Here is a 24,108-nt window from a genome sequence, read left to right on the forward strand (position 1 = left end):
TTAATTGCCGTTATCTAAGTTATACGTCGGTTTTTCGTGCTTGATACCCTTCACAGCTTCAGCAACTTCTGCAGGCATGTATTCTTCATCATGCTTTGCAAGTACTTCAAAGGCATCAATTTCATTGGCTTTAACTAACACACCCTGCGCCACAATCCCTTGGCCTTCACGGAATAAATCCGGCAAAATCCCTTGATAATTTATTGTCACCATAGGGCCTTTATCAATCAGTTTGAAGCTTACCTTTAAGCTTGATTCGTCACGAACAACTGAGCCAGGTACAACCATGCCACCAATACGTAACTTTTGGCCAATATGCGGTTTTTCTTTGTTTGGTCCTTTACCCTCAACAAGTTCACTTGGGGTATAGAATAAATTAATGTTTTCTTGCAGTGCGTACAGCACTAAACCAATCGTTGCACCCACACCAAAAATAATGGCTACAACTGCTAATAAACGTTTTTTACGTCTTGGATTCATTGCCCTGCCTCTTGCTTCGCTTTCTTAATGCGCTCTTCACGTTGTGCTTGCTGCTTTACTGAAGAGAAAATACGTTTTGTATCGTTTAACGAACTAAATAAAATACCGAGTAAAATTAATGCACAGCTACCAAAAGACAACCATACATAAAAGCCATAGCCACCCATGGCAATAAAATCTGCAAAAGAATCAAACTGCATGATTAACCTCGCTCAACCATATCACGCACCCAAGGGCGATGCTTTTCACGTTGGAGAATTTCGTTTTTAAGACGGATTAACGTCACCACACCAACAAAACCTGCAAACGCAACAATGTTAACCATTAATGGCCAAAACATGCTTGGATCAATGGCTTTAGTATCAAACTTTGTAATGGTTGCACCTTGATGCAAGGTATTCCACCACTCCACCGAGAAGTGAATAATCGGTAAGTTGATAACCCCAACAATGGCTAATATACAAGCAGCACGCCCCGCTGCTTTTTTATCTTCAAAAGCATGATAAAGCGATAACACACCAAGGTATAAAAATAACAGAATTAACTCAGAGGTAAGACGTGCATCCCACACCCACCATGCGCCCCACATAGGTTTACCCCATGCTGCACCGGTAATTAATGCTATCGCTGTCACACATGCCCCGACAGGTGCAATTGCAATCACTGCAAGTTCTGCATTACGTAATTGCCATACTAGTGCGATCACTGCTGCAATCGCCATAGAAGAGTAAGCGCCCATAGATAAAATAGCTGAAGGCACATGGATAAAAATAATTCGGTAGCTGTCTTTTTGTTGGTAATCGGCTGGGGCATAAGCAAGCCCCCAGACCCATCCAACAATCATACAAACCACCGTAACGACGGCGAAATAAGGCAGTAAGGTGTTACACAATTGGTAAGCACGATCTGCTTTTGCGTAGGGATGTAACCACTTCCACATATTAACTTACACTCACTTTCAATGCTGACGATATGGCAATTGGCGCCGCTATAATCGCTACGATTAGCATGGCACCAAGGATTGCAAGCTGTCCGCTATAGGCAAGCTCCATAGAGCTGGTATCAATAGCCGAGGTTGCAAAAATTAGTACAGGGATATACAAAGGCAAAACAAGCAAACTCATTAAAATGCCGCCTTTTTGTAGTCCCACAGTCAGTCCAGCGCCAATTGCGCCAATGAAGCTAAGCAATGGCGTACCTAACAATAAGGTCAGAACGGTTGCTAAAAGCGCTGAACTTTCTAAATTCAATAACAAAGCAAATACCGGAGTCATTAACACTAAAGGCAGCCCCGTGATCACCCAATGCGCTGCCACTTTTGCAAGGACAGTTAACGGTAATGGGTATGATGAAGCAATTAATTGCTCTAATGTTCCATCGTGATAATCATCACGAAATAGCTTATCTAAGCCCAACATAGTCGAGAGTAACGCAGCGACCCAAATAATGCCCGGCGCCATACGAGCAAGTAGACCGGGTTCAGGGCCAATTGCTAACGGAAAAAGTGTAATAACAATAAGAAAAAACAAGATAGGGTTAACGATTTCAGCACGCTGACGAAACGCTAATTTAAGATCTTTAGAAAAAACCGCAGAGAATAATTGCCAATACGAATGCTGTTTTACCATCAGTGGCGATACTCCAAAGTCACTGTTTGTAGGTCACTAAAATGTGTCGTTAAGTCTTGGTGGGTAGTTAAAAGAATCGCGCCACCAGCATTTAGGTGCTCAACAAAGCGTTCTTGTAAAAATGCCACACCGCTTTTATCAAGGGCCGTAAATGGCTCATCAAGGATCCATAGTTTGGCACTATTCAGCCACAGTCTTACTAAAGCGACACGGCGCTGTTGCCCTGCTGACAACATACGAACAGGCACATCTTCAAGACCTACTAAGCCAATTTTAGCTAGGATCGGATACAAGTCTTGTTTGCTATCGTAGCCATTAATTTTTAGCCAAAATGCGACATTCTCAAGGGCAGTAAGTTGTGTATTTACCCCTGTTTTATGACCGATGAATAATAACTCTTGTGCATATTCATCATAGTATTTTGTAATCGAGCGTTCTTGGAACAAAACATCGCCTTCATCCGCCATAGCGAAACCCGCGATAATACGCAATAATGATGTTTTACCAGCCCCATTTGGACCAGCTAATTGCATAATTTGTCCCGATTTCAAGCTGAAATTAAGATCCGCAAACAAACAACGATCTTGCTTGATGCAGGTGACGGCCTTAATGTGTAACAAGATGACGATTCTCTATACCCAAAATTAGGCGTTAGTCTACCATAATGATAGGGTAATACGAATATTGCTTTAAAACGATTAACTTATATTTGATCTAAAATAATGAATAAACAAAGCCAGTTGACTCTCAGCACTCAGCTTAATCTAGACCCAAAAGCAATCAGCAGTGCATCACAGCAATCCCCTAATGATGCATTGAAAATGCTGGCTGAGCAGAGCTTAACTGCCCGAAATATCGTGATTGGTAAGCAAAGCGTGCAAATGGACGTGCTAATCAATAACTCATGGCAAACACTGCGCTTATCAACAGAGCAAGAAAACCTCAAAACTGAGCGCTTTCTAGCGGCCAATATTCAATTAAGTAGTGATGGTAAACAGCTGACTATCACGCCAGCACCGCTGACGATTACACTTGGCAAAAGCCAGCAATTACAAGCACTACTGAACTTGCTAACGCAAGGGAGTGCAAATACAAATATGCCGCACCCAGCTCAGATTGCGCCAAGTAAACCTTTACTACAACTACCAACATTAAAAGCTGAGTTTGCTCTTAACAATAGTCTGGTTGCTCTTTTAAAAGCTGAAGCACCACTTAAAGCCATTTTGCTGCCTGCGACCAACCAACAAAATAGCTTTAATTTAAACATTATTAATCGCTTTGGGGATTCTCTCCATCAGCAAAGTGTTAGCCAACAAAAAGTAGCTGAGTTGGTGGCTAAGCTAACCCCTGAAATGAATTTAAAATTAGCTGGGCAACAAGTACAGTTAAGTGTTGCAAACAAGCAAAGTAATGAATTAACTTTACCGCTACCTACAATATCGCCAAAACAAGCGAAGCAAATTCAAGCGCAGTGGCAATTTCACCCTCATGCATTAAAACTAACCCCCCAGCAAGTTAAAAATACTGTTGAACTTATAAATAAAGCGCCTGTGCAACAAATACTGTTAAAGAACTCGCTGTCAGAGACATTCAATCAAGCATTAAAAAGCCAAGCTGTTGAACCTAAGAGTACGTTAATGACGCCATCGAGCAGCTCAAATTCCCCCATTAGCTCTTGGCTAAAAGACAGTTTTGCAGATTTAAAAACGCGTATTAGTGATGCAGTGCGCTATTTTGAAAAGCTCCCTGCTACCACCAAAGCGGCTGTTAACCAGTCAAAGCATCAGTTGATTGAAAGCAAAAATACGATTAGCCAACTGGGCTTTAATGCTAATAAAATCAATATAGTAAAGTTTGCCGCTATTCAACAAAGCGCGCCACAATACGCCGCCCACCAAGTATCGCAAAAAACCAGTGGGCCAGTTACAGCAAATACGCCATTACCTGCGACTAAACAGACAGTGCCATTAACCGAAAGTCAGTCTTTAAAGCAAGTTAGCTTACCAGTGAGTTATAACAAGGCTCCACCATTAATACAGTTACTGCAACGTATAAAAGTCAGTTTAGAGCCGCTTGTTAGTGCGCAAACTCAGGCGAGTCAACCAGCAATAAACAGTAGCAAAACACAACCACCATTGCTGAGCACAGATAACAATTTGCAAAAAGCACCTGCAGACAACAAAGCGGTTAGTGGTGCTGTTACTGCCATGAAATCTGACAAACCAGCCACAGAGCAGCTCGCCCAAGCTAAAAGTAACCTTGCTAATTCAGTAGTTAAAAACCCGAATGAGCAGGTTACACAAACTAAACAAGCGACATTAAGCACAGACCCAAATCCCACGGCACAAAATGTAAAGCCTGATTTAAAAGGGGCACCTGCTCCTTCGCAACAACAAGCTGTAAAAACAGTGGTTAAAAACCTTTTAGCGGCAGCGCCTAACGAGCAAGTAAAACAGAATAACTCAGCGACTAGAGCACCAGCTGAGCAAACAGCAGGGTTACAAAAAGTTGCTCAGCAGCAAACTCAATTACACGCCCCCTTTTTAGCAACAAAAGAGCCTAACTTAGCTCAACCCTTATTGCCGATAAGACCGATTGAGGCAGCACTGATTGCGAAGCTATTACCGCTTCCTGAAAGCAAACCTTTAGCAAGCACACCTCTACCGGTGCAATTAACAGAAAAACTTGTAGCTCTGAGTGAGCAAAACACATCGTCTTCGGTAGATTTAAATCGACTCGTTAATCAAGCATTTAATCGCATGATCTCGAGTCAAAACATGCATCCTACTACGATTGAACGAGAGCTTTTAAGTATCCTCAGGCCAACAGCATTACCCAGCCAGACTCAGCAAGCGAGCTTTAGCCAAGGGTTAGAACAATTAGCAGTGGCTTCACTTGCCGCGCCAATTATTAACCAAGCACCAACCAACCTTAGTTTTAATAATCAGACTGGTCTTGATGCCTTACTGCAAGTGTTAGTGCCCAACTTTAAAGCCGTTAACGGCAATAAATTACTCGAGCAGCTACAGCAGCCGGCGATGCAAGCCATGGCGGCTGAAGCCTCACAACTAAAAAACACGTTGGCTCAGGTGCAAACAACGCCTATCAATCAGCAACAAGATAATAGTGCTTTAGCGCAATTTTTCTTGCCGATGAAATTACCTCCTGAAACAGGGCAAACAGAAATCAGCTTAGGACAGTATAAAAAGCCAAGTAAAAATAAACTCGAAGCGAAAAATGTCTGGTTTGTGCGCTTGAACTTTGATTATGCACAGCTTGGCAAGTTACAAATTACCGCAGAGGTGATGGATAAAGCAGTTGATTGCCAGTTGCTCGCTTCTTCACAAGAAGTGACAGCGCTTGCTCATCCGCATTTAGAAACACTGCGTCATAAATTAGCAGGCCATGGCTTAAATGTAGGTGAGTTAAACTTGCAACAAGGAACGTCAAGCCACCAAGCTTTTTATAAATCCCATGCGATTATTAACATTAAGGTGTAATTTTTATGAGTGAACAAGCGGTGCATAAATCAGCAATTGGCTTACTCTACGAAGCTGGTAGCTCGCCACGAGTAACCAGTAAAGGCTTTGGTGAATTGGCTGAAGAAATCGTCAAACTTGCTGAGCAAAAAGGTATTTTGATACACCAAGATGCGGATTTGGCCCAAACTCTTTCTCATCTTGAGTTAGGTGAAGAAATACCGAAAGAGCTTTACTATGTCATTGCCGAGTTAATTGCTTTTTCGTACGTATTGCGTGGTAAATTCCCACCGGGTTGGCAAGACTTTCAAGGTAAGCTCAACATTCAAGCCTAGTGCTCAAATGTACTCAAATAAAAAAGCGCCTTATTGGGCGCCTTTTTGTTTATGAAGTGACATGAGTAGTTCAGCTTCGGCTCTGGGTAATTCGCATTCACGAATTATTTCTTCTAAATCAGCGCCTAGCTCAACCATTTTAACCGCTCGCGAATAAATTTTCGCATTCGGATCATCATATTTTTGTGCATCTTGTAGCTGTTCAAGCTCTTTACTTTTTTCTTCAACAGCAACAACGCGTTTGCCAATACTCAGCATGCCGGCTCGCATCTCAGCCACTTCGCTACGTAAAATACTCAATTGCTGTTGAGCTTCTTGTAACTGTTTTTGCTTGGCTTGAATCGCCGCCGCTTGCTTATTGTTATTGACAAAAATAAGCCCCAAACACACTAATACAAGTAAGATTGAGGCACCAAACAAAGAGTATAACAGCATATAATTTCCAAACGCTTATAGTGCGCTTAGCTCGTCCCACTCATCGTCATTTAATAATTTATTAAGATCAACCAAGATCAGTAACTCACCATCACGGTTAGATACACCTTGGATAAACTTAGCACTTTCTTCTGTGCCAATATTTGGCGCACTGTCAATTTCAGAGCTACGTAGGTAAACCACTTCTGCGACACTGTCGACTAAAATACCAATCACTTGCTTTTCAGCTTCAATGATAACGATACGAGAGTTATCAGTGACCTCAGCACCCATTAAGCCAAAACGTGCACGAGTGTCGATAACAGTAACAACATTACCACGTAGGTTAATAATACCTAATACATAAGAAGGCGCACCTGGTACAGGAGCAATTTCGGTATAGCGAAGTACTTCTTGTACTTGCATTACGTTAATGCCGTACGTTTCTTCTTCAAGTTTAAAGGTTACCCACTGTAACACTTCATCGTTGCTATCAGCGTTTTTATTTGCTGACAGTAGTCTTTCTTCACTCATGCTATTACTCCGTAAAAATAGTTACTGCTCACGGCTGTCTAAGCCCTGCTCTAGCAATTGATTTAAATTTTCAACGTCAATCAAGGCGCACATTTTCTCTTTGATAACACCTGCAAGCCAAGGCCGCTTACCTGATTTTGCTCGCCATTTTACATCTTCTTTACGAAGCGTAATATTATTTACGAGCTTTTCAGCCAATAATCCCCATTGACTGTCACCTAAGGTGATTAAATACTGATAATCTAATGATTGTTCTAATTTTTCATCATACTTTTCTGGCATAACCCAACGTGCAGTATCAACAACATTTAGTTTTTCTTCACGGTTTAGCATTACACCTTTAAACCATTTAGGTTTACCAAATAATTGGTTAACCTCAGCCAGCTGATGAATTCCCCCTAATGCTTTTAACGGTACAGCAAGCGTTAACCCTGCAACCTCAAAGAATAATGCCTGAAATTCACCATCAAAATAGTCTTCTTGACGATCAGACGAGGTTTTTGCAACCAGTTCAGCTTTAGGTTCTGTGACTATATCTTTGATATTAGCTTGGTTCTCGGTTTTCTCAAGCTCTTTAGTCGGTTCTGGGGGTGGTAAAACAGGTTCTGGAGTAGGCTGAACGTCTGTCAGCTTTTCTTCCGTCTTAGTTTCAGGCTCTTTAACCTGCTCCAGCAGCTTTGCGACTGGCTCAAGATTTTGGTCTGTAGGCTCATCTTCACACAACAAAGCGCCCAAATATTGGGTCATCACTTTTTCATTGGCAAATAAATGCTTACTCATCTTTAACCTTGTGCAACTAAGTAATCAAGCAGCGCGCGATAGGCAAATACCCCACGCGAACGCGGGCAAAATTGAATCGGCACTTGTTGTGCTAAACTAGCATCTCTAAACTTTGTATCGACAGGAACAACGCCTGACCATACTTTATCTTTGTAATTATCCTGCAGAGTCTTGTAAGCTTCAAGTGATGCTTTAGTACGTTTATCGTACATTGTAGGAATAATTGTATATTGGTACTGTTTTGCTTGCGATGTTTGCATCAACTCCATCGTACGCATCATACGATCAAGCCCTTTTAAGGCCAGAAATTCTGTTTGTACTGGCACTAAAATTCGCTCACTAGCTGCAAGAGCATTGACCATCAAAACCCCTAAAACAGGCGGGCAATCAATAATTGCATAGTCATAATGGTCGCTAATTTTAGCCAGTGCTTTTTTAAGTATTAAGCCCATGCCATTTTTATTACCCATGCTTCTATCAAGCGTCGCGATTGCCATCGTCGCAGGTAAGATATCAAGGTTTTCAAGTGTTGATGGACATAGAGCCTGTAAAATTTCTTCACTGGCCATGTTATTGCCGCGCGCAAAGATATCATACACGCTAACTTCTAAGTCTTCTGAATCTATACCAAAATAATAAGTCAATGATGCATGCGGATCGGTGTCAATAAGTAACACGCGTTTTCCTTGTAAAGCGAGAATACCAGCAAGGCTAACGGCTGTTGTTGTTTTCCCTACCCCACCTTTTTGATTCGCTACGGTCCAAACTTTCACATCACACCTTATTATTGTTCATTGCGCGTGGTAATCCTAATGCCACCATGTGGTAATTGAATCACTTTAATGCTGTTATCATCGCTTGGCAACTCAATTTCTGTCGTCTGTTGCGGTTGGTTTTGTGACTCTTGTTCAGTATTTTCTGGCTCTTTTGCCGGTAAACCATATTTAGACAATGCAACAACCACTTTGCGGTTTTCTGCGCGGCCTTGCTCAGTGTCATTACTTGCGAAGGGCGAATACTGCCCGTAACCTTCAATAGCCATACGCGCAGGGTTAATGCCTAAACTCTCAAGCTCAACCAGTACGGATGTAGCCCGCGCTACAGATAGCTCCCAATTTGAGCGAAACATCTCATTACGAATACCTTCGTTATCGGTATAACCACGCACGCGAATGTAGTTATCAACCGGCGCGATAATATCTTTCACTAAACCAACAACTTGCTTGGCACGCTGCTGTGCAACAGCACTGCCCGATGAAAATAACATACCTGAACTTAATTCGATGATAAGCCAATCTTGGTGAAGCTCTAAACTCGCTTCACCATCACGAATTTCATCTATGAGCGCAGACTGTAATTTAGTTAGTAAGCTGTCGAGAGGCTTGCCGAGATGTTTTTTCTCAATATTGCTGGTTTCGCTTTGTCCATCGAGTAATTCAGGGCCTTGCTCATCTTTACGAATGCTCTCACCGTATAGAATGTCGTTCTCCGGGCTGACTCTGTCAGTTAGTATGCCTGTGCCGTTAACCCCAGTGCCAACCTGTTGTTGCTGACGAGCTGATTTTTCAAACACCTGCTCCAGTGAGTCTGAGAGAATCTGAAAGTCTTCATTTTTACTAATTGCGATAGCATACATGACCACAAAAAAAGCAAACATGATGGTCATGTAATCGGCATAAGAGACAAGCCAGCGTTCAGTATGTTGGTTTTTTGACGTGTTATGACGCAGACGACGGCGCATCATAATAAATTACTCGTCAACTAAGCTTGGGCGCTCTACACGGTACGCCTCAAGTTTTAGTTCGATATTTAGTGGGCTTTCACCTTGCGAAATAGCAATAATGCCTTCAGCAAGTAGTTCATGATACAGCATTTTTTGCTCAACTTGCTGCTTAAGTTTATTCGCCATTGGCAAGAATAATAAGTTAGCTAAACCAACACCGTAAATAGTAGCGATAAACGCAGTAGCCACACCGGCACCCAGTTTTTCAGGATCGGTGATAAATTGCATGGCCTGAATCAACCCAAGTACCGCACCTAGAATACCAATTGTAGGGCTATAACCGCCCATGGCTTCGTAAACTCGGCTTACCTCGAGTAAGCGCTCGCGTTCAAGCATTAAATCAATCTCAAGGGTATCTCTAAGCTTTTGCTCATCAATCCCATCAACAAGTAGACTCAAGCCTTTTGCCGCATACGGGTCTGAATGCGACAGCGCTTCAGACTCAAGGGCTAAGTATCCTTCTTGGCGTGCTTTATGTGACCAAAGCTTAACTTGTTCGATGGCTGCATCAATATCGTGATACGGCGGAAAGAACACCCAATGACTGATCTTAAGTGTTTTAGTAAAAACACTTGCAGGGGTCTGAAGCATCACAGCCCCAAGCGTACCACCGAGTACGATGATAAGCGCAGGACCATTAAACAGTGCAGAAACAACCCCGCCCTCTAATGCATAACCAAAGGCGATGGCACTTATCGCGACAATTAAGCCAAGAAAAGATAGCTTATCCACAGCCAGTCTCACGCGTTAGGCGAGCTGCAACATCGGTGAGTGCTAAGCTCTCGCTCGCCAGCCCCGCATTTGCAACAGCTTGTGGCATACCATACACCACACTGGTTTTTTCATCTTGCGCCCAAATAGTAGCACCGACTTGCTTAAGCATACGCGCACCATCACGGCCATCTGCGCCCATGCCCGTTAAAACTACAGCTAGCACATCACCACCAAAGGTTTTTGCAGCACTAGCAAAGGTCACGTCAACGCTCGGTTTGTAAGTAATACGCGGACTGTCGTCTTCAAACACACGCAGTGTGCGAGAGCCGCCTCGTCCTTCTATTAGCATTTGTTGACCACCTGGCGCTAAATAAGCGGTACCAGGCACTAAACGGTCACCATTTTGCGCTTCTTTCACATTGATTCTGCATAAGCCATTAAGGCGTGCAGCAAAAGCAGGTGTAAACGCAGCTGGCATATGCTGAATAAGCAAAATAGGATGCGGAAAGTTAGCTGGCAGCTGAGTTAAAATTGTTTGTAGCGCTACAGGCCCACCGGTTGATGTGCCAATAGCAACTAACTGATATTGCTTGCCCGAAGCGCGAATATTACTCGTACTCGAAGACGATGCGGCAGGCGAACTAGCAGGAGCTGGACGGCTAAAGCTGCGATCAGGTTGAACAATACCGCTACTCGTATTTGTAGTGCTACTGCTCCTTGGTGCAGGAGCCGGAGTTGGTCGCGAAATAGGTGCTGGGCGCGAAAAACGAGAAAGGCGACGGCGACCAATTTCTTTTACTTTATTTTGCAAAAGTGCGATTGCATCTTCATTGTTGCGTGCAATGTCTTCAAATTTTTTCGGTAAAAAATCTAACGCCCCAGCATCCAGTGCATCTAGGGTTGCGGTTGCACCATCACGAGTGAGTGATGAGAACATTAAAATAGGAGTTGGTGTTGCTGCCATTATTTCTTTCACGGCACTAATGCCATCAAGAACCGGCATTTCAACATCCATAGTAATTACATCAGGTTTTAATTCACGGGCTTTATCTACCGCTTCACGACCGTTTACGGCAAAACCAATTACTTGAATATTGCTGTCTTGCTCTAAAATTTCGCTGACACGGCGACGAAAAAAGCTTGAATCATCAACAACTAATACTTTGACTGCCATTGGCACTCTCTTGTTTTATATCATTCAAAGTGCAGCTAAATGCTGCACTTTATTATTTATTATTAGCCAACGTAGTGTTTAAGCATGCTAGGTACGTCGAGGATCAGTGCAATCCCACCATCAGAAGTAATTGTCGCACCTGCCATACCTGGTGTGCCTTGTAATAAGGCATCCAAAGGTTTAATAACAACTTCCTCTTGACCAATTAACGAGTCGACTACAAAGCCCACTTGCTTAGTACCTATTTGTACAATAACCACGTGACCTTCTGCTTTACGCTCTTGGCGGTTGGCACCTTTTACTAACCAATGTTGTAAATAGAAAAGCGGGATCGCTTTTTCACGTACAATAATTGTCAGTTGGCCATCAACTACGTTAGTTTTAGTTAAATCAAGGTGGAAAATTTCGCTAACACCAGCAAGTGGTAATGCGAAGGTTTGCTCACCCACAACAACCATTAAGGTCGGTAAGATAGCAAGTGTTAATGGCACCTTGATTTCAAGTGCAGTACCTACACCCAGCTCAGACTGTATATTAACCGAGCCATTTAACTGAGTGATTTTAGTTTTAACAACATCCATGCCGACACCACGGCCTGAGATGTCAGAGATCTCTTCTTTGGTTGAGAAACCTGGTGCAAAGATAAGATTGTATGCTTCGGTATCCGACAAGCGACTTGCTTGGTCGTGATCGATCACACCTTTGCTAATTGCGATTTTTTTCAGTTTCTCAGCATCCATACCTGCACCATCATCACGAATGGTTAGTAGGATGTGATCACCTTCTTGTGATGCCGAAAGCGTTACGGTACCTGTACGCGGTTTACCTGCGGCTTCACGCACGTCTGGCATTTCAATACCATGGTCAACAGAGTTACGCACTAAGTGCACCAATGGATCAGCAAGTGCTTCAACAAGGTTTTTATCTAAATCGGTGTCTTCACCAACTAGCTGCAGGTTAATGTCTTTTTTCAAGCTACGGGCTAAGTCACGAACAACCCGTGGGAAACGGCCAAATACTTTCTTAATTGGCTGCATCCGGGTTTTCATCACCGCGCCTTGCAAGTCTGCGGTTACCACATCTAGGTTAGAGATGGCTTTACCCATTGACTCGCTATTGCTGTTATTAGCAAGGCTCACTAAGCGGTTTCGGACCAATACCAGCTCACCCACCATGTTCATGATTTCATCGAGACGTTTAGTATCAACACGTACCGTTGTTTCTGCCTGTGGTGGTGGCGCTTTTTTCGGTGCAGCAGAAGCTGCAGGCGATTTTTCTGGTGCTTTTGCAGGTGCTGGAGCCGGTTTAGGCGCTGCGGCAGCAGGTTTAGGCGCAGGTGCCGGTTTTGATACTGCAGGCTGTGCTGGTTTTGCAGGTTCTGCTTTTGGTGGTTCAGGCGCTTTTTCTGGCGCAGCCGTTTCTAGAGACTGAGGAGCAGTACCTTTACCGTGTAATTCATCAAGCAGCGCTTCAAACTCGTCATCGCTAATTTCATCGTCTGAGTCATTGCTTGAAGTATCTGCTGCAGGTGCTTGAGGAGCTGGCTGTGCAGGTTTTGCAGCTTCAGGCTGAGCAGGAGTATCTTGTTTTACTTCACCAAAGTTACCAACGCCATGCAGTTCGTCTAATAAGCTGTCAAATTCATCATCGGTAATATCGTCACTATCACTGCTAATTGCTTCAGGAGCAGTCGCTGCTGGACCTTGGCCTTTGCCATGCAGTTCATCTAGTAGACTTTCAAATTCGTCTTCGGTGATTTCGTCAATATTTTGTGACTCAGCGCTGCTATCTGCAAGACCGCCGCCATCAAATAACATATCGAATGCAAATGGGTCATCTTCATCGATATTGTCTGTTGTTGTTTCTGCTGTGACTTCAGGCGTATCAACAGCTGGCTCTTCAACTGCGGGTTCTTCAGGTGCAACTGCAACATCCTCTGCTACAGATAAATCTTCACCTGCAAGCTCTTCTGCAGTCGGTGGCTGACTTAATTTATGAAGGACTTCTAATAGGGCTGGGTCTGCAGGCTCTGGCTGTTCGCGATTTTGAATCGTAGCGAACATTTCGTTGATAGTATCGAGAGCCTGTAAAATTACGTCCATTAGTTCTGGTGTTACACTGCGTACACCTTGACGTAATAAATCGAAAACATTCTCTGCACCATGACACGCATCTACAAGTTCAGTCATACTTAAGAAGCCTGCACCACCTTTAACAGTATGGAAGCCTCTAAAAATGGCGTTTAATAGATCTTTGTCTTCTGGGTTGTTTTCAAGCTCGACTAATTGCTCTGACAAAAGCTCTAAGATTTCTCCTGCTTCAACAAGGAAATCCTGTAATATATCTTCATCGACTTCAAAGCTCATGCAGCTACTCTCCTCTTAGAAGCCCAGACTTGATAATAGATCATCGACTTCATCTTGTCCTGAGACAACATCATCGCGAGACTCTTTATCAATAATTGGCCCTTCAGGACCTGCTAGTGTGTCACTTATTGCAGGTGCTTTTTCTATGGCCTGTTTTTCTTGTTGTTGATGACCATCTTCTTGACTGCCAAACACAGTTAAGAGATTAATTAAACTGTCTTCTACCTCTCGCACCAACTCAATAACACGGCGAATAACTTGTCCGGTTAAATCCTGATAATCCTGCGCCATCAGCACATTAGTCATCAAACCTTGGAGCTCATCGGTTTTGGTATGCGAGTTATTCATGAACTTATCTAAGCTATGACATAACGATTTAAATTCACCGAGTTCAATTTCTCGGTTCATTAAACGATCCCACGTAGGTTTGATTGCGGCAATTTCATCAGCAAGTTGTTGAGCTATTGGTAAACTTGCTTCAACCGCATCCATGGTTTTATTGGCGGCGCTTTCTGTCATTTCCATAACATAATTTAAGCGCTGCTTAGCGTCTGGGATCGCGTCGGTAGTTAAATCAGTGAGACGAGTATCTAGGTCAAAGTTTTTTAACGCTTCATGAAGCTGACGCGTCAATTTGCCGACTTCAGCAAACAACTCTGATTGTTCTTTTGATGCAGCGTCAAGAATGAGCTTATCTGCTTTTTCTTGTTCACCATTTTCAAGATACTCAACAAGTTGACGAGCTTGCTCTAAACTTATTTGAGGCGCAGCAAGTGCTGACATAAGCCTCTCCCCTTAGATTAACCTAAACGTTCAAACACTTTTTCCAATTTGGTTTTAAGTGTCGCAGCAGTGAATGGTTTAACGATATAGCCATTAACACCTGCTTGAGCAGCAGCAACAATTTGTTCTTTTTTCGCTTCAGCTGTCACCATTAATACAGGAATATGCTTAAGGCTATCATCAGCACGAATTGCACGTAACAAATCAATACCTTGCATACCAGGCATGTTCCAATCCGTTACAACAAAATCAAACTCTTGATTTTGTAGCATTGGCAATGCTGTTGAACCGTCGTCAGCTTCCTGCACATTGGTAAAACCTAAATCCCTTAATAGATTTTTAATGATACGTCTCATTGTAGAAAAATCATCAACAACAAGAATTTTCATGTTTTTATCCAAAACATCCTCCGGTGAGGTTTGAACCTTTATTTACTTACTACTAATTAATCCAGTCATTGATTTTTGCTTTGAGCTTAATCATCGCCTGACCATGTATTTGACTCACACGCGACTCGCTAACATCGAGTATGTGTCCTATTTCTTTTAAGTTCATTTCGTCGTTGTAGTACAAAGACAAAACGAGAGCATCTCTTTCTGGTAACGATTGGATAGCCGTTAATAGAGACTGGTTAAACCGCTCATTTTTAACGTTATTAAACGGTTTGTCTAGTCCTAAATCCTGACCTACTGGTGTGATGACGTCTTCATCTACACCTAAATCTTCAATACCTAATACTTTACTCGAATTTACATCATGTAGAATATGATGGTACTCATCTAGCGTAATATCAAGTTTTTCAGCGACTTCAGTATCTTTGGGCTCACGATTTAAAGTGCTTTCTAATTCGGAAATGGTTTCAGCCACAAGGCGGGCATTTCGGTGAACTGAGCGTGGCGCCCAGTCACCTCTACGAATTTCGTCTAACATCGCACCACGAATACGAATTCCAGCGAAGGTTTCGAAACTAGCACCTTTGCTAGCATCAAAGTTTTTTGACGCTTCAATTAGGCCTATCATGCCTGATTGAATTAAATCATCGAGTTGTACACTGGCAGGTAAACGAGCAATTAGATGGCACGCCACTTTTTTGACTAAAGAGGCATGTTTTTCAACAATCGCATTTAAGTTCTGTGCTGATTGATATCCCATCGCTTTATTCACCGATGTTGTCATAGTTAGCCGTTTACTAGTTTTTCAATAAAAAATTCTAAATGGCCAGACGGTTGATTAGGGATCGGCCACTTAACTGCTTTTGTTGCTAATGTTTTAAACGCCACCGCTGCTGGTGAGTTCGGGAATAATTCAACAATCACCTTTTGACGTCGCGTAGATTTACGCATGTTCTCGTCATAAGGAATGGTTGCTACCAACTCCATTGAAACATCTAAAAAACGATCCGTTACTTTTGAAAGTTTAGCAAATAATTCTTGCCCTTCACGCAAACTGCGCACCATATTGGCAACAATTTTAAATTTATATACGCCATGCTCACGGCTAAGCACTTTAATAAGTGCGTAAGCATCAGTAATTGAGGTAGGTTCATCACACACAACCACAACAACGTCTTGGGCTGCACGAGAAAAGCTTAATACCATGTCAGAAATACCTGCGGCGGTATCGACAATTAAAATATCAAACTCGGTATTTAACTCGCTAAAAGCGCGAATAAGGCCTGCATGCTCAGATGGCGTTAATTCAACCATGCTTTGTGAACCAGACGTTGCTGGTACAATTTTGATGCCCGCAGGGCCTTCAACAAGAATTTCGTCAAGCTCACACTCGCCTGACAAAACATGAGATAAATTACGTTCAACACGAAGGCCAAGCATTACGTCACAGTTTGCCAAACCTAAATCGGCATCTAATACTAATACACGATTTCCTTGCTGACCTAATGCGATTGCGGTATTGAGTGAAACGTTGGTTTTACCCACTCCACCTTTACCGCCAGTAACAGCGATAACTTTAACGCCACTATTATTATTTTGATTCATTTTGCGCAGGCCGCTTGCTTGATCTAATACTGTGTTAATCATACATCCCTACTGTGTTCGACGCTACTGCTTGACGTCTTGAATGTTGTGCTTTTGCTCGTTTTAAATACAATTGTTCAGCTTTTTTCACTAGTTTTTCAGCATTCGCTACGCGAATATCCTCAGGAACGCGCTGACCGTTAGTAAGATACCCTATTGGAAGGCGATTTTGAATCGCTATGCTAATAATCTCACCTAAACTTAAAGATTCATCCAATTTAGTGAAGATACAGTCACTTAGGTGAACCTTTTTAAAGTGTCTTACGGTTTCTTGCAACACATTTATCTGTGCTGTAGCACTTAATACTAAATAACTACGAATATCAACACGCTGATTACGCATTAGGGTATTTAACTGCTCAGTTAAACGTAAATCACGTTGGCTCATACCCGCTGTGTCTATTAATACTAGACGCTTATTACGTAAATGGTATAACACTTCAGCTAATTCATTCGCATCTTTTACCTGCTTAACACCACAGCCAATAATACGACCATAAGTAGCCAATTGTTCGTAGGCACCAATTCTGTAGGTATCAGTGGTGATCAACGCCACTTTATCAGCACCATATTTTTGTGCACCCAGTGCAGCTAATTTTGCAACTGTGGTTGTTTTACCAACGCCTGTTGGACCCACTAACGCAAATACACCACCTTGACGCAGGATTTCGTTATTCGTTGTATGCATTTGGTTTTCAACCATTTGCAGAAGTGCTTGCCACGCTTGTTGACGTGATACGTCGTCAGGAATGAAACACGCCATTTGCTCAGCAACATCACGTTCAATGCCCATACCTGCTAAGCGGTCAATCATACATGCACGAGTCGGATCGCGGCGTGCCATATCTTGTTGCATTAAGCCAGATACTTGGTGTTCAAGTAATTGACGAATCGCATTCATTTCTTCACGCATGGTTGTCATTTCTGATTGATTCGCAGGTGCTGAGTTTTTATGCTCAGCTGGTGAATCTAAATCATCAAAACCAGAATCTAAGTCGTCATCAAAACCTAAGCTATGTGCTTGAGTTTGTGCACGAGGTGCTGCTTGCTGTTGATAACGAGGAGCTTGCTTATATTCAGGCTGTTGCTGCTCAAAGCTTGGCTCTTTTGGTTGATAGTGTTCACTCGTATCAATACCTGATTGACTAAACATTGACGCAAGCTCTGGCGAACGAGGGCGTGGGGCTTGACGCTCAAGTAACGCTTGTAGGCTATCAGCAACTTTCGCTTGCGGCTCAGGTTTAGCACGCATTGGCTCAGGCTTAACAAAGTTATGCTGCGGTGCAGGTGCTGATTGTGACACTGATGGTTTAGCTTCGGCTTTCGGGGCTGCTTTGTCGTAATCAACAGCTGCAACGATTTCAACGCCGTTAGCAAGCTTTTTGTTCGACATAATAACCGCATCAACACCTAGTTCATCTTTCACTTCTTTCAGTGCTGTGCGCATATCTTTAGCAAAAAAACGTTTAATTTTCATGGTTCAACCCCTTTACTATCCTATTGTTGGCCTACTGAGCTGACAATCTTAATCTGTCTTTCGTCTGGTACCTCTTGGTAAGACATCACCCTTAAACCTGGGATGGTGTACTTAACGAAGCGAGATAACACAGTTCTTAACATTCCTGACGTTAACAGTATCGAAGGTTCACCGGCCATTTCTTGGTTTTGATGCGCTTCATTCAATGATTGTTGAAGTCGCTCTGCAAGGCTTGGCTCTATTCCGGCACCTTCGTCACCTGCATTCTGAAGTGACTGATGCAACATCTGTTCCAACTCAGGCGCCAAGGTTATGACAGGGATCTCAGAAGACATACCAACAGCGTCTTGAACGATTAGTCTGCGCAGTGAAATTCGCACTGCAGCCGTTAGTACATCAGGGTCTTGGCTACGTGGGCCATACTCAACAAGGGTTTGAACAATCGAGCGCATATCACGAATTGCCACCCCTTCATTGAGTAAGTTTTGTAGCACTTTTACGATAGTAGTGAGTGGTAATACGTCAGGAACCAGCCCTTCAACAAGACGTGGATGACTCTTCGCTAACATATCTAGTAAGTTTTGTACTTCTTCATGACCAAGTAGTAAAGCAGCACTGTTAGTAAGTAACTGGCTGATATGAGTTGCAACCACAGTTGCAGAATCAACCACGGTATAGCCAAGTGATTGTGCTTCATCTTTTTGATCAGGTTTGATCCACACCGCATCTAATCCGAATGCAGGGTCTTTTGTGGCAACTCCTTTGATTGGGCCAAATACTTGGCCTGGATTAATCGCTAACTCATCACCATGCTTAAGCTCACCCTCACCGCTTGAAACACCCATCATAGTAATTCTGTAAGCGTTCGGGTCTAGCTCTAAGTTATCGCGAATATGCACAGGAGGTACCAAGAAACCAAGCTCCTGAGACAGTTTTTTACGCACACCTTTAATACGATTTAACAGTTCACCACCTTGAGATTGGTCAACAAGTGGAATCAATCGATACCCCACTTCTAAGCCAATAACATCAACTTGCTGAACGTCATCCCAACCCAGCTCTTTTTGTTCTTGTTTATTGGCAACACCTGTACCTGGTGCACCACCATTTGCCTCTTGCTCTGCTTTTTCGGCTTCTGCTTTGGCTTTTTGTTGCTGTGTGAAATAAGCAAGGTAACCGAGTAATGCACCTAAGCTTAAAAATGCGATGTGCGGCATACCCGGCACAATACCCATGATGATCAAAATACCTGATGCGATATAAAGTGATTTTTCGTTACCTAGCTGTGTCTTAACTTGGTCGCCCATGTTGTGCGATTCATTTTGACGGGTAACAACGATTGCGGTACCGATTGACAGTAATAGTGAAGGTAGCTGTGCAACTAGACCATCACCAATGGTTAGTAAAGTATACACTTCCATCGCACGGCTAAACGATAAATCATGTTGGATCATACCAACAAATAAACCACCAACGATGTTAATCACTAGAATAACGATACCCGCTATCGCATCGCCTTTTACGAACTTACTCGCACCATCCATTGAACCATAGAAATCAGCTTCGCGGGTGACTTCTTCGCGACGTTCACGGGCTTGCTCTGCACTGATGAAACCGGCGTTTAAGTCTGCGTCAATCGCCATTTGTTTACCTGGCATTGCATCAAGAGTAAAGCGAGCTGATACTTCAGAAATACGGCCGGCACCTTTGGTGATAACCACAAAGTTAATAATGATTAAAATTAGGAAGACCACTAAACCAACAGCATAGTTACCGCCGATAACCACCGAGCCAAAGGCCTCGATAACTTTACCGGCGGCATCTCCACCGTTATGACCTTCTAGCAATACCACACGGGTACTGGCGACATTCAGTGCTAAGCGCATGATGGTTGCAATTAGTAGAACCGCAGGGAACATACCAAATTCAAGTGGTTTCATGGTGTAAACAGTAACTAGTAACACCACCAGTGCTAACGCGATATTAAACGAAAATAGAATATCTAAAAGAAATGGCGGCAGGGGTAAAATCACCATGCCCAGCGCAGCAAGTACCATTAACGGCGTGCCGATACCCTTCGCATATTCTTTTTTATCTCTGTTAAGTTGTTGTAATACCGCTTTAAATTCCATAATTCAACAATTTCAAAAAATTGACACTACACGGAACTTGCAATAACTATTCCAAGTTATAAATTTATACCAATTCGCTTAATAAAGTGAGCAATTTTGAGACAATAAAACCTCGTTGATAGCAAGGCAAAATTTCGTTATTTAGTTGTTCTAAATCAGAAATTTTTAACGCAGATAGCGACAGGTTTAATCCCTCAAAATGATTATAGTATTATTGCGGATTGGTATTACTAATATTTGTAAGCATCGGGTATTGGGAGCTTTTTATTAAGTGGTACAGGACGTTTACCGCGCCCTTTTTGGAAGCGTTTTAACTGGAAAACATAAGCTAGCACTTGCGCAACGGCAGTGAATAGCTGATCGGGTATTTGATTACCCACATCGGTGGTGTGATACAACGCACGTGTAAGCATTGGTGATTCTACAATTGGCACGTCATTACCCTTGCCCACTTTACGAATTTGCATAGCAATCTCGTCCACGCCTTTGGCAAGAACAATAGGCGCACCCGCTTTAGCTGTATCGTATTTTAGTGCTACAGAATAATGGGTCGGGTTGGTCACGATCACATCGGCATCAGGCACGTCTTGCATCATACGCCTTTGCGACATTTCACGCTGAGTACGGCGAATGCGCGCTTTTATTTGCGGATCACCCTCAGAGTTTTTATATTCGTCTTTCACCTCTTGTAGGGTCATTTTTAACTGTTTATGGTGCTTATGGCTCTGATAAGGGGCATCAATTGCAGCAATGAGTATTAAAGTACAGGTTAAGCCTAAGAACATCCAAGAGAGGATTTCGAGTGCATGGATAAAATTTCCGGGCGCGCTTTCAATGCTTAGATGCAGTATTTCATCAAAAAAAGTATTAATTAAGAACACCGCAAAACCTGCAACCACTACAAATTTTAAAATAGACTTAACTAGCTCTACTCCTGCTTGAGGGCCAAGCATACGCTTAATACCTTTAGCCGGCGACATCTTACTAGCCTTTGGTGCTGCCGCTTGCCAACTAAAGTTATAGCCCCCCAGTAAAGTGTTTCCAACAAAAGCGGCTATCACGATGATCAACACAAACATAGCCATAGGGAATAACAACGCATCCGCAACAATTCCCCACACTGAAAACATTTTAGTGGTGTCGTAGGTTTCATTTCGATTAAGGCTTAATAAGCGCCCCATCACATTATAAAGACCTTTGCCAATTTCAGGTCCATAAAGTAATAGTGACACTGCCGAGAAGATAAGCACAAACATGGTGCCTAGCTCTTTAGAACGGGCAACCTGGCCTTTTTTCTTGGCGTCGTCTATTTTCTTCCCGGTGGGTTCTTCGGTTTTTTCTTGACCAGAATCTTCAGCCATGGCGTGCTCCTAAGGTGTACAACCAACAAGGCTGCACATTAACTCAACCATTTTTAACCACTGAAACTCAAATTGAGTCATGAAGTTACCTAGCGTTGCCCAAATAATCACGAGCCCAGCTACTAAGGTAAACGGAAAACCAATCGAAAAAATATTTAACTGTGGTGCCGCACGAGTCATTACACCAAACGACATGTTAATAACCAGCATAGCTGTCAGTGGTGCTAAAGCTAGCACCAAGGCTGTAGTAAACATCCAGCCGCCCCAAGTAACGATATCCCAGTAATGATCAACCGCCCACCAATTGCCATCAATTGGTAGCACTTCAAAGCTATGAATGACCATTTGAATCATCATTAAATGACCATTGAAAACAAAAAATAGTAAGGTAGCCAGAATCAAATAAAACTGACCAACTGCAGGAACGTTTAAGCCATTTGACGGGTCAACAACGGATGCAAAACCAAGACCTGTTTGCATCGCGAGTATTTGCCCTGCAAGGACAAATGTATTGAGTAGTAAGGTTGATGCAAAGCCTATGGCCACACCAATAAGCATTTGTTGAATGACCACGAGAATCATTTCAAAGGAGAATAGGTTATTAAAAGTCGCAGGGGGCAGCATAGGCACAGCAACAAAGGTTACCACAATCGCTAAACCTAGCTTGATTCGGGTTGGTACGTTTCTCGCGCCAAGGCCTGCCATGATCATAATCATTGAGCTAATACGCACTAATGGCAGCAAAAAGTCACTGAGCCATTGAATAATGACCGCAAATGGAAATTCCATTTAGCCTGCTATCTCCGGTATAGACATCACTAAACGGGTAAAATAGTCCATAAGCTCTTGCGTGAACCAATGGCCACCGACAATAAGTGCGCTTATGGTAATTAGCAAACGAGGTAAAAAGCTTAAGGTTTGCTCATTGATTGATGTTGCCGCTTGGAAAACAGCCACTACAAGACCAACTAATAAGCCAGGTACTACGATTGCAGACACTAACTTTATAACTAAAAATAGCGCGTCACTGAGTATATCGACAAAAATTTCTGGTTCCATTTTGTCTCTCCTACCTAATTATGTGTCTTGAATTGCATTGTTACACCCCGAGCCCAAAGCTCTTCGCCAGCGTGCCCATCACAAGGCTCCAACCATCTACTAATACAAACAGCATAATCTTAAACGGCAAAGATACAATCATCGGCGAAAGCATCATCATACCCATGGCCATTAATACGGAGGCCACTACTAAATCAACTATCAAAAAGGGAATGAAAAACATAAAACCAATGATAAAGGCCGTTTGCAATTCGCTGGTAACAAACGCTGGGATCAATACAATCAACGGCGTGTCTTCTGGCGAATCTAATTGCTCATAACCCGCTATTTTCGCAAAGGTCTCTAAATCTTTTATACGAACTTGCGAGAGCATAAACGCTTTCATTGGCTCTTTGGCAAGCTCTAATGCTTGTACAGAGGTAACTTGTTCATTCAAGTACGGTTCAATAGCGCGCTCATTCACTTGCTGATAAATTGGCGCCATAATAAAAATACTTAAAAACAGCGACATACCTAACAAAATTTGATTCGATGGAGTTTGTTGTAAGCCTATTGCTTGGCGTAATATCGCCAGAACCACAATAATCCGTGTAAATGAAGTCATCATAATGACCGCTGCTGGAATAAAACTCAACGCCGTCATAATCGCTAACACTTGTAGCGTCACGGAGTAATCTTGAGAGCCATCAGGGTTGGTGGTAATGGTCAGTGCTTCTATGCCTTCAGCGTTAACTGACGGCAAAAACAACACACTTGCTAAAATAAGTATCCACTTGATCATAGCGTTAATTCTTTTTATTTGAAGGTGATTGTGGGTTCAGCAACTTACCAAATTTTTTGGCAAGTTCTGGCAGTTCTTTTTCTTGTAATGGTGTTTCTAGTTTATGCAGGTAGTTAACACTATGCGGGGTCACACCAATTAAGTGCTGAGCGTTATCGATTTCAATGACCATCAAGCGCTCACGAGAGCCCAAAGGCAAACTGCGCACTACTTTAAATTCATCACTATTAGCAAGATTTGGATTTAGTTTTTTAACCAAAAAAGCCAAAGCAATAATAACCACCAGCACTAAAAGCAAAGACATCACCATAGACAGTAAATCTGCCGTCGGTGATGCCGAAGGAAATGCAGTGCTCGACGCACTTGTTAAAGCAACTAAAGCATTCATCGTAACTTTTTAATACGCTCAACTTGGCTGATAACGTCAGTTAAACGAATACCGAACTTATCGTTTACGACAACCACCTCACCATGCGCAATCAGGGTGCCATTAACCAATACATCAAGTGGCTCACCAGCGACTCGGTCTAGTTCTACCACTGAACCTTGGTTAAGCTGTAATAAGTTACGAATGTTGATTTTTGAACGACCCACTTCCATCGAAATAGTAACTGGAATGTCCAAGATGGTATCAAGTTTACGTTTTTCGTCGCCAGACAGCTCATGTCTTTCATCTTTTAACTCATCAAGCTCCGCTACAGCAGCATCGCCTGAGCCACCCTCAGCTTCTTCAGCTTCGGCTAGTGCCGCAGCCCATTCGTCCATTGTATCTTGATCATCACTCATTATGTT

At 42.7% G+C, this 24,108-nt stretch carries 27 protein-coding genes; 2 read left to right on the top strand and 25 right to left on the bottom strand.

What is annotated here, in order from left to right; all coding sequences use genetic code 11:
* From ccmE to ccmA, 5 genes are read right to left on the bottom strand one after another with little or no spacing between them, the layout of a single operon-like run.
* The gene (gene ccmE, locus WA256_RS03710; RefSeq protein ID WP_054562161.1) at positions 1 to 480 is read right to left on the bottom strand and encodes a cytochrome c maturation protein CcmE; all 480 of its coding nucleotides are present in this window, start codon (positions 478 to 480) and stop codon (positions 1 to 3) included.
* Positions 477 to 680 carry a heme exporter protein CcmD gene (gene ccmD / locus WA256_RS03715; RefSeq protein ID WP_054553244.1) on the bottom strand — a complete coding sequence of 68 codons (204 nt, stop codon included), beginning with the start codon at positions 678 to 680 and terminating at the stop codon, positions 477 to 479. The genes ccmE and ccmD overlap by 4 nt, the downstream gene beginning before the upstream one ends.
* A gap of 2 nt (positions 681 to 682) precedes the next feature.
* Positions 683 to 1,420 (bottom strand): heme ABC transporter permease, encoded by a 738-nt coding sequence (locus WA256_RS03720; protein ID WP_054553245.1) that lies wholly within the window; start codon positions 1,418 to 1,420, stop codon positions 683 to 685.
* Position 1,421: 1 nt separating this feature from the next.
* Entirely contained in the window at positions 1,422 to 2,108 is a 687-nt protein-coding gene (ccmB, locus tag WA256_RS03725) for a heme exporter protein CcmB (protein ID WP_054553246.1), read from the bottom strand.
* Entirely contained in the window at positions 2,108 to 2,728 is a 621-nt protein-coding gene (gene ccmA, locus WA256_RS03730) for a cytochrome c biogenesis heme-transporting ATPase CcmA (RefSeq protein WP_095209716.1), read from the bottom strand. The genes ccmB and ccmA overlap by 1 nt, the downstream gene beginning before the upstream one ends.
* Before the next feature lie 102 nt (positions 2,729 to 2,830).
* Between ccmA and WA256_RS03735 the strand changes: the two genes are divergently transcribed.
* Together WA256_RS03735 and WA256_RS03740 are read left to right on the top strand one after the other, a co-directional pair.
* Positions 2,831 to 5,608, top strand: coding sequence for a flagellar hook-length control protein FliK (locus WA256_RS03735; protein ID WP_335989077.1), 2,778 nt, complete (start codon positions 2,831 to 2,833; stop codon positions 5,606 to 5,608).
* 5 nt (positions 5,609 to 5,613) lie between these two features.
* On the top strand, positions 5,614 to 5,922 hold the full coding sequence (locus WA256_RS03740) for an EscU/YscU/HrcU family type III secretion system export apparatus switch protein (protein WP_054562165.1): 309 nt from the start codon (positions 5,614 to 5,616) through the stop codon (positions 5,920 to 5,922).
* A gap of 30 nt (positions 5,923 to 5,952) precedes the next feature.
* Here the strand turns inward: WA256_RS03740 and WA256_RS03745 are convergent, their stop codons facing one another.
* The 20 genes from WA256_RS03745 to fliN all read right to left on the bottom strand — a co-directional run bounded on the left by WA256_RS03745 (position 5,953) and on the right by fliN (position 24,102).
* On the bottom strand, positions 5,953 to 6,357 hold the full coding sequence (locus tag WA256_RS03745; RefSeq protein WP_055020709.1) for a DUF2802 domain-containing protein: 405 nt from the start codon (positions 6,355 to 6,357) through the stop codon (positions 5,953 to 5,955).
* A 15-nt stretch (positions 6,358 to 6,372) separates the two neighbouring features.
* Entirely contained in the window at positions 6,373 to 6,870 is a 498-nt protein-coding gene (locus WA256_RS03750) for a chemotaxis protein CheW (protein WP_054553251.1), read from the bottom strand.
* A 21-nt stretch (positions 6,871 to 6,891) separates the two neighbouring features.
* Positions 6,892 to 7,650, bottom strand: a complete 759-nt coding sequence (locus WA256_RS03755) for a chemotaxis protein CheW (RefSeq protein WP_130166647.1) — start codon at positions 7,648 to 7,650, stop codon at positions 6,892 to 6,894.
* A gap of 2 nt (positions 7,651 to 7,652) precedes the next feature.
* Positions 7,653 to 8,423, bottom strand: a complete 771-nt coding sequence (locus tag WA256_RS03760; protein WP_054562168.1) for a ParA family protein — start codon at positions 8,421 to 8,423, stop codon at positions 7,653 to 7,655.
* Between the two features lie 11 nt (positions 8,424 to 8,434).
* A complete protein-coding gene (locus tag WA256_RS03765; protein WP_335989083.1) occupies positions 8,435 to 9,394 on the bottom strand; it encodes a flagellar motor protein MotB in 960 nt (319 codons plus the stop codon).
* A gap of 6 nt (positions 9,395 to 9,400) precedes the next feature.
* Positions 9,401 to 10,165, bottom strand: coding sequence for a flagellar motor protein (locus WA256_RS03770; protein WP_335989084.1), 765 nt, complete (start codon positions 10,163 to 10,165; stop codon positions 9,401 to 9,403).
* A complete protein-coding gene (locus WA256_RS03775) occupies positions 10,158 to 11,321 on the bottom strand; it encodes a protein-glutamate methylesterase/protein-glutamine glutaminase (protein ID WP_063529195.1) in 1,164 nt (387 codons plus the stop codon). Before WA256_RS03775 ends, WA256_RS03770 begins: the two co-directional genes overlap by 8 nt.
* 62 nt (positions 11,322 to 11,383) lie before the next feature.
* Entirely contained in the window at positions 11,384 to 13,687 is a 2,304-nt protein-coding gene (locus WA256_RS03780; protein WP_335989087.1) for a chemotaxis protein CheA, read from the bottom strand.
* A 15-nt stretch (positions 13,688 to 13,702) separates the two neighbouring features.
* Positions 13,703 to 14,470, bottom strand: coding sequence for a protein phosphatase CheZ (locus WA256_RS03785; protein ID WP_335989089.1), 768 nt, complete (start codon positions 14,468 to 14,470; stop codon positions 13,703 to 13,705).
* 17 nt (positions 14,471 to 14,487) lie between these two features.
* Entirely contained in the window at positions 14,488 to 14,871 is a 384-nt protein-coding gene (gene cheY, locus WA256_RS03790) for a chemotaxis response regulator CheY (RefSeq protein ID WP_016708035.1), read from the bottom strand.
* Between the two features lie 40 nt (positions 14,872 to 14,911).
* Positions 14,912 to 15,622 (bottom strand): RNA polymerase sigma factor FliA, encoded by a 711-nt coding sequence (locus WA256_RS03795; RefSeq protein ID WP_054562345.1) that lies wholly within the window; start codon positions 15,620 to 15,622, stop codon positions 14,912 to 14,914.
* A 26-nt stretch (positions 15,623 to 15,648) separates the two neighbouring features.
* On the bottom strand, positions 15,649 to 16,509 hold the full coding sequence (locus WA256_RS03800; protein ID WP_054553259.1) for a MinD/ParA family ATP-binding protein: 861 nt from the start codon (positions 16,507 to 16,509) through the stop codon (positions 15,649 to 15,651).
* A complete protein-coding gene (gene flhF / locus WA256_RS03805) occupies positions 16,502 to 17,983 on the bottom strand; it encodes a flagellar biosynthesis protein FlhF (protein ID WP_335989097.1) in 1,482 nt (493 codons plus the stop codon). Before flhF ends, WA256_RS03800 begins: the two co-directional genes overlap by 8 nt.
* A 20-nt stretch (positions 17,984 to 18,003) precedes the next feature.
* The gene (gene flhA, locus WA256_RS03810; RefSeq protein ID WP_054562175.1) at positions 18,004 to 20,115 is read right to left on the bottom strand and encodes a flagellar biosynthesis protein FlhA; all 2,112 of its coding nucleotides are present in this window, start codon (positions 20,113 to 20,115) and stop codon (positions 18,004 to 18,006) included.
* 230 nt (positions 20,116 to 20,345) lie between these two features.
* Entirely contained in the window at positions 20,346 to 21,476 is a 1,131-nt protein-coding gene (flhB, locus tag WA256_RS03815; RefSeq protein WP_335989101.1) for a flagellar biosynthesis protein FlhB, read from the bottom strand.
* Between the two features lie 9 nt (positions 21,477 to 21,485).
* Positions 21,486 to 22,265, bottom strand: coding sequence for a flagellar biosynthetic protein FliR (gene fliR / locus WA256_RS03820; RefSeq protein ID WP_058586387.1), 780 nt, complete (start codon positions 22,263 to 22,265; stop codon positions 21,486 to 21,488).
* Positions 22,266 to 22,535, bottom strand: a complete 270-nt coding sequence (gene fliQ / locus WA256_RS03825; RefSeq protein ID WP_058586388.1) for a flagellar biosynthesis protein FliQ — start codon at positions 22,533 to 22,535, stop codon at positions 22,266 to 22,268.
* 40 nt (positions 22,536 to 22,575) lie between these two features.
* Positions 22,576 to 23,316, bottom strand: a complete 741-nt coding sequence (gene fliP, locus WA256_RS03830) for a flagellar type III secretion system pore protein FliP (RefSeq protein WP_054553265.1) — start codon at positions 23,314 to 23,316, stop codon at positions 22,576 to 22,578.
* Between the two features lie 4 nt (positions 23,317 to 23,320).
* The gene (gene fliO / locus WA256_RS03835) at positions 23,321 to 23,704 is read right to left on the bottom strand and encodes a flagellar biosynthetic protein FliO (protein WP_335989106.1); all 384 of its coding nucleotides are present in this window, start codon (positions 23,702 to 23,704) and stop codon (positions 23,321 to 23,323) included.
* Complete coding sequence (gene fliN / locus WA256_RS03840) at positions 23,701 to 24,102, bottom strand: flagellar motor switch protein FliN (RefSeq protein ID WP_054553267.1); 402 nt, start codon at positions 24,100 to 24,102, stop codon at positions 23,701 to 23,703. The genes fliO and fliN overlap by 4 nt, the downstream gene beginning before the upstream one ends.
* Between the last annotated feature and the right edge of the window lie 6 nt (positions 24,103 to 24,108).

The sequence above is a fragment of the Pseudoalteromonas sp. CH_XMU1449-3 genome, assembly GCF_037027245.1.
Classification (GTDB): Bacteria; Pseudomonadota; Gammaproteobacteria; order Enterobacterales; family Alteromonadaceae; genus Pseudoalteromonas; species Pseudoalteromonas shioyasakiensis.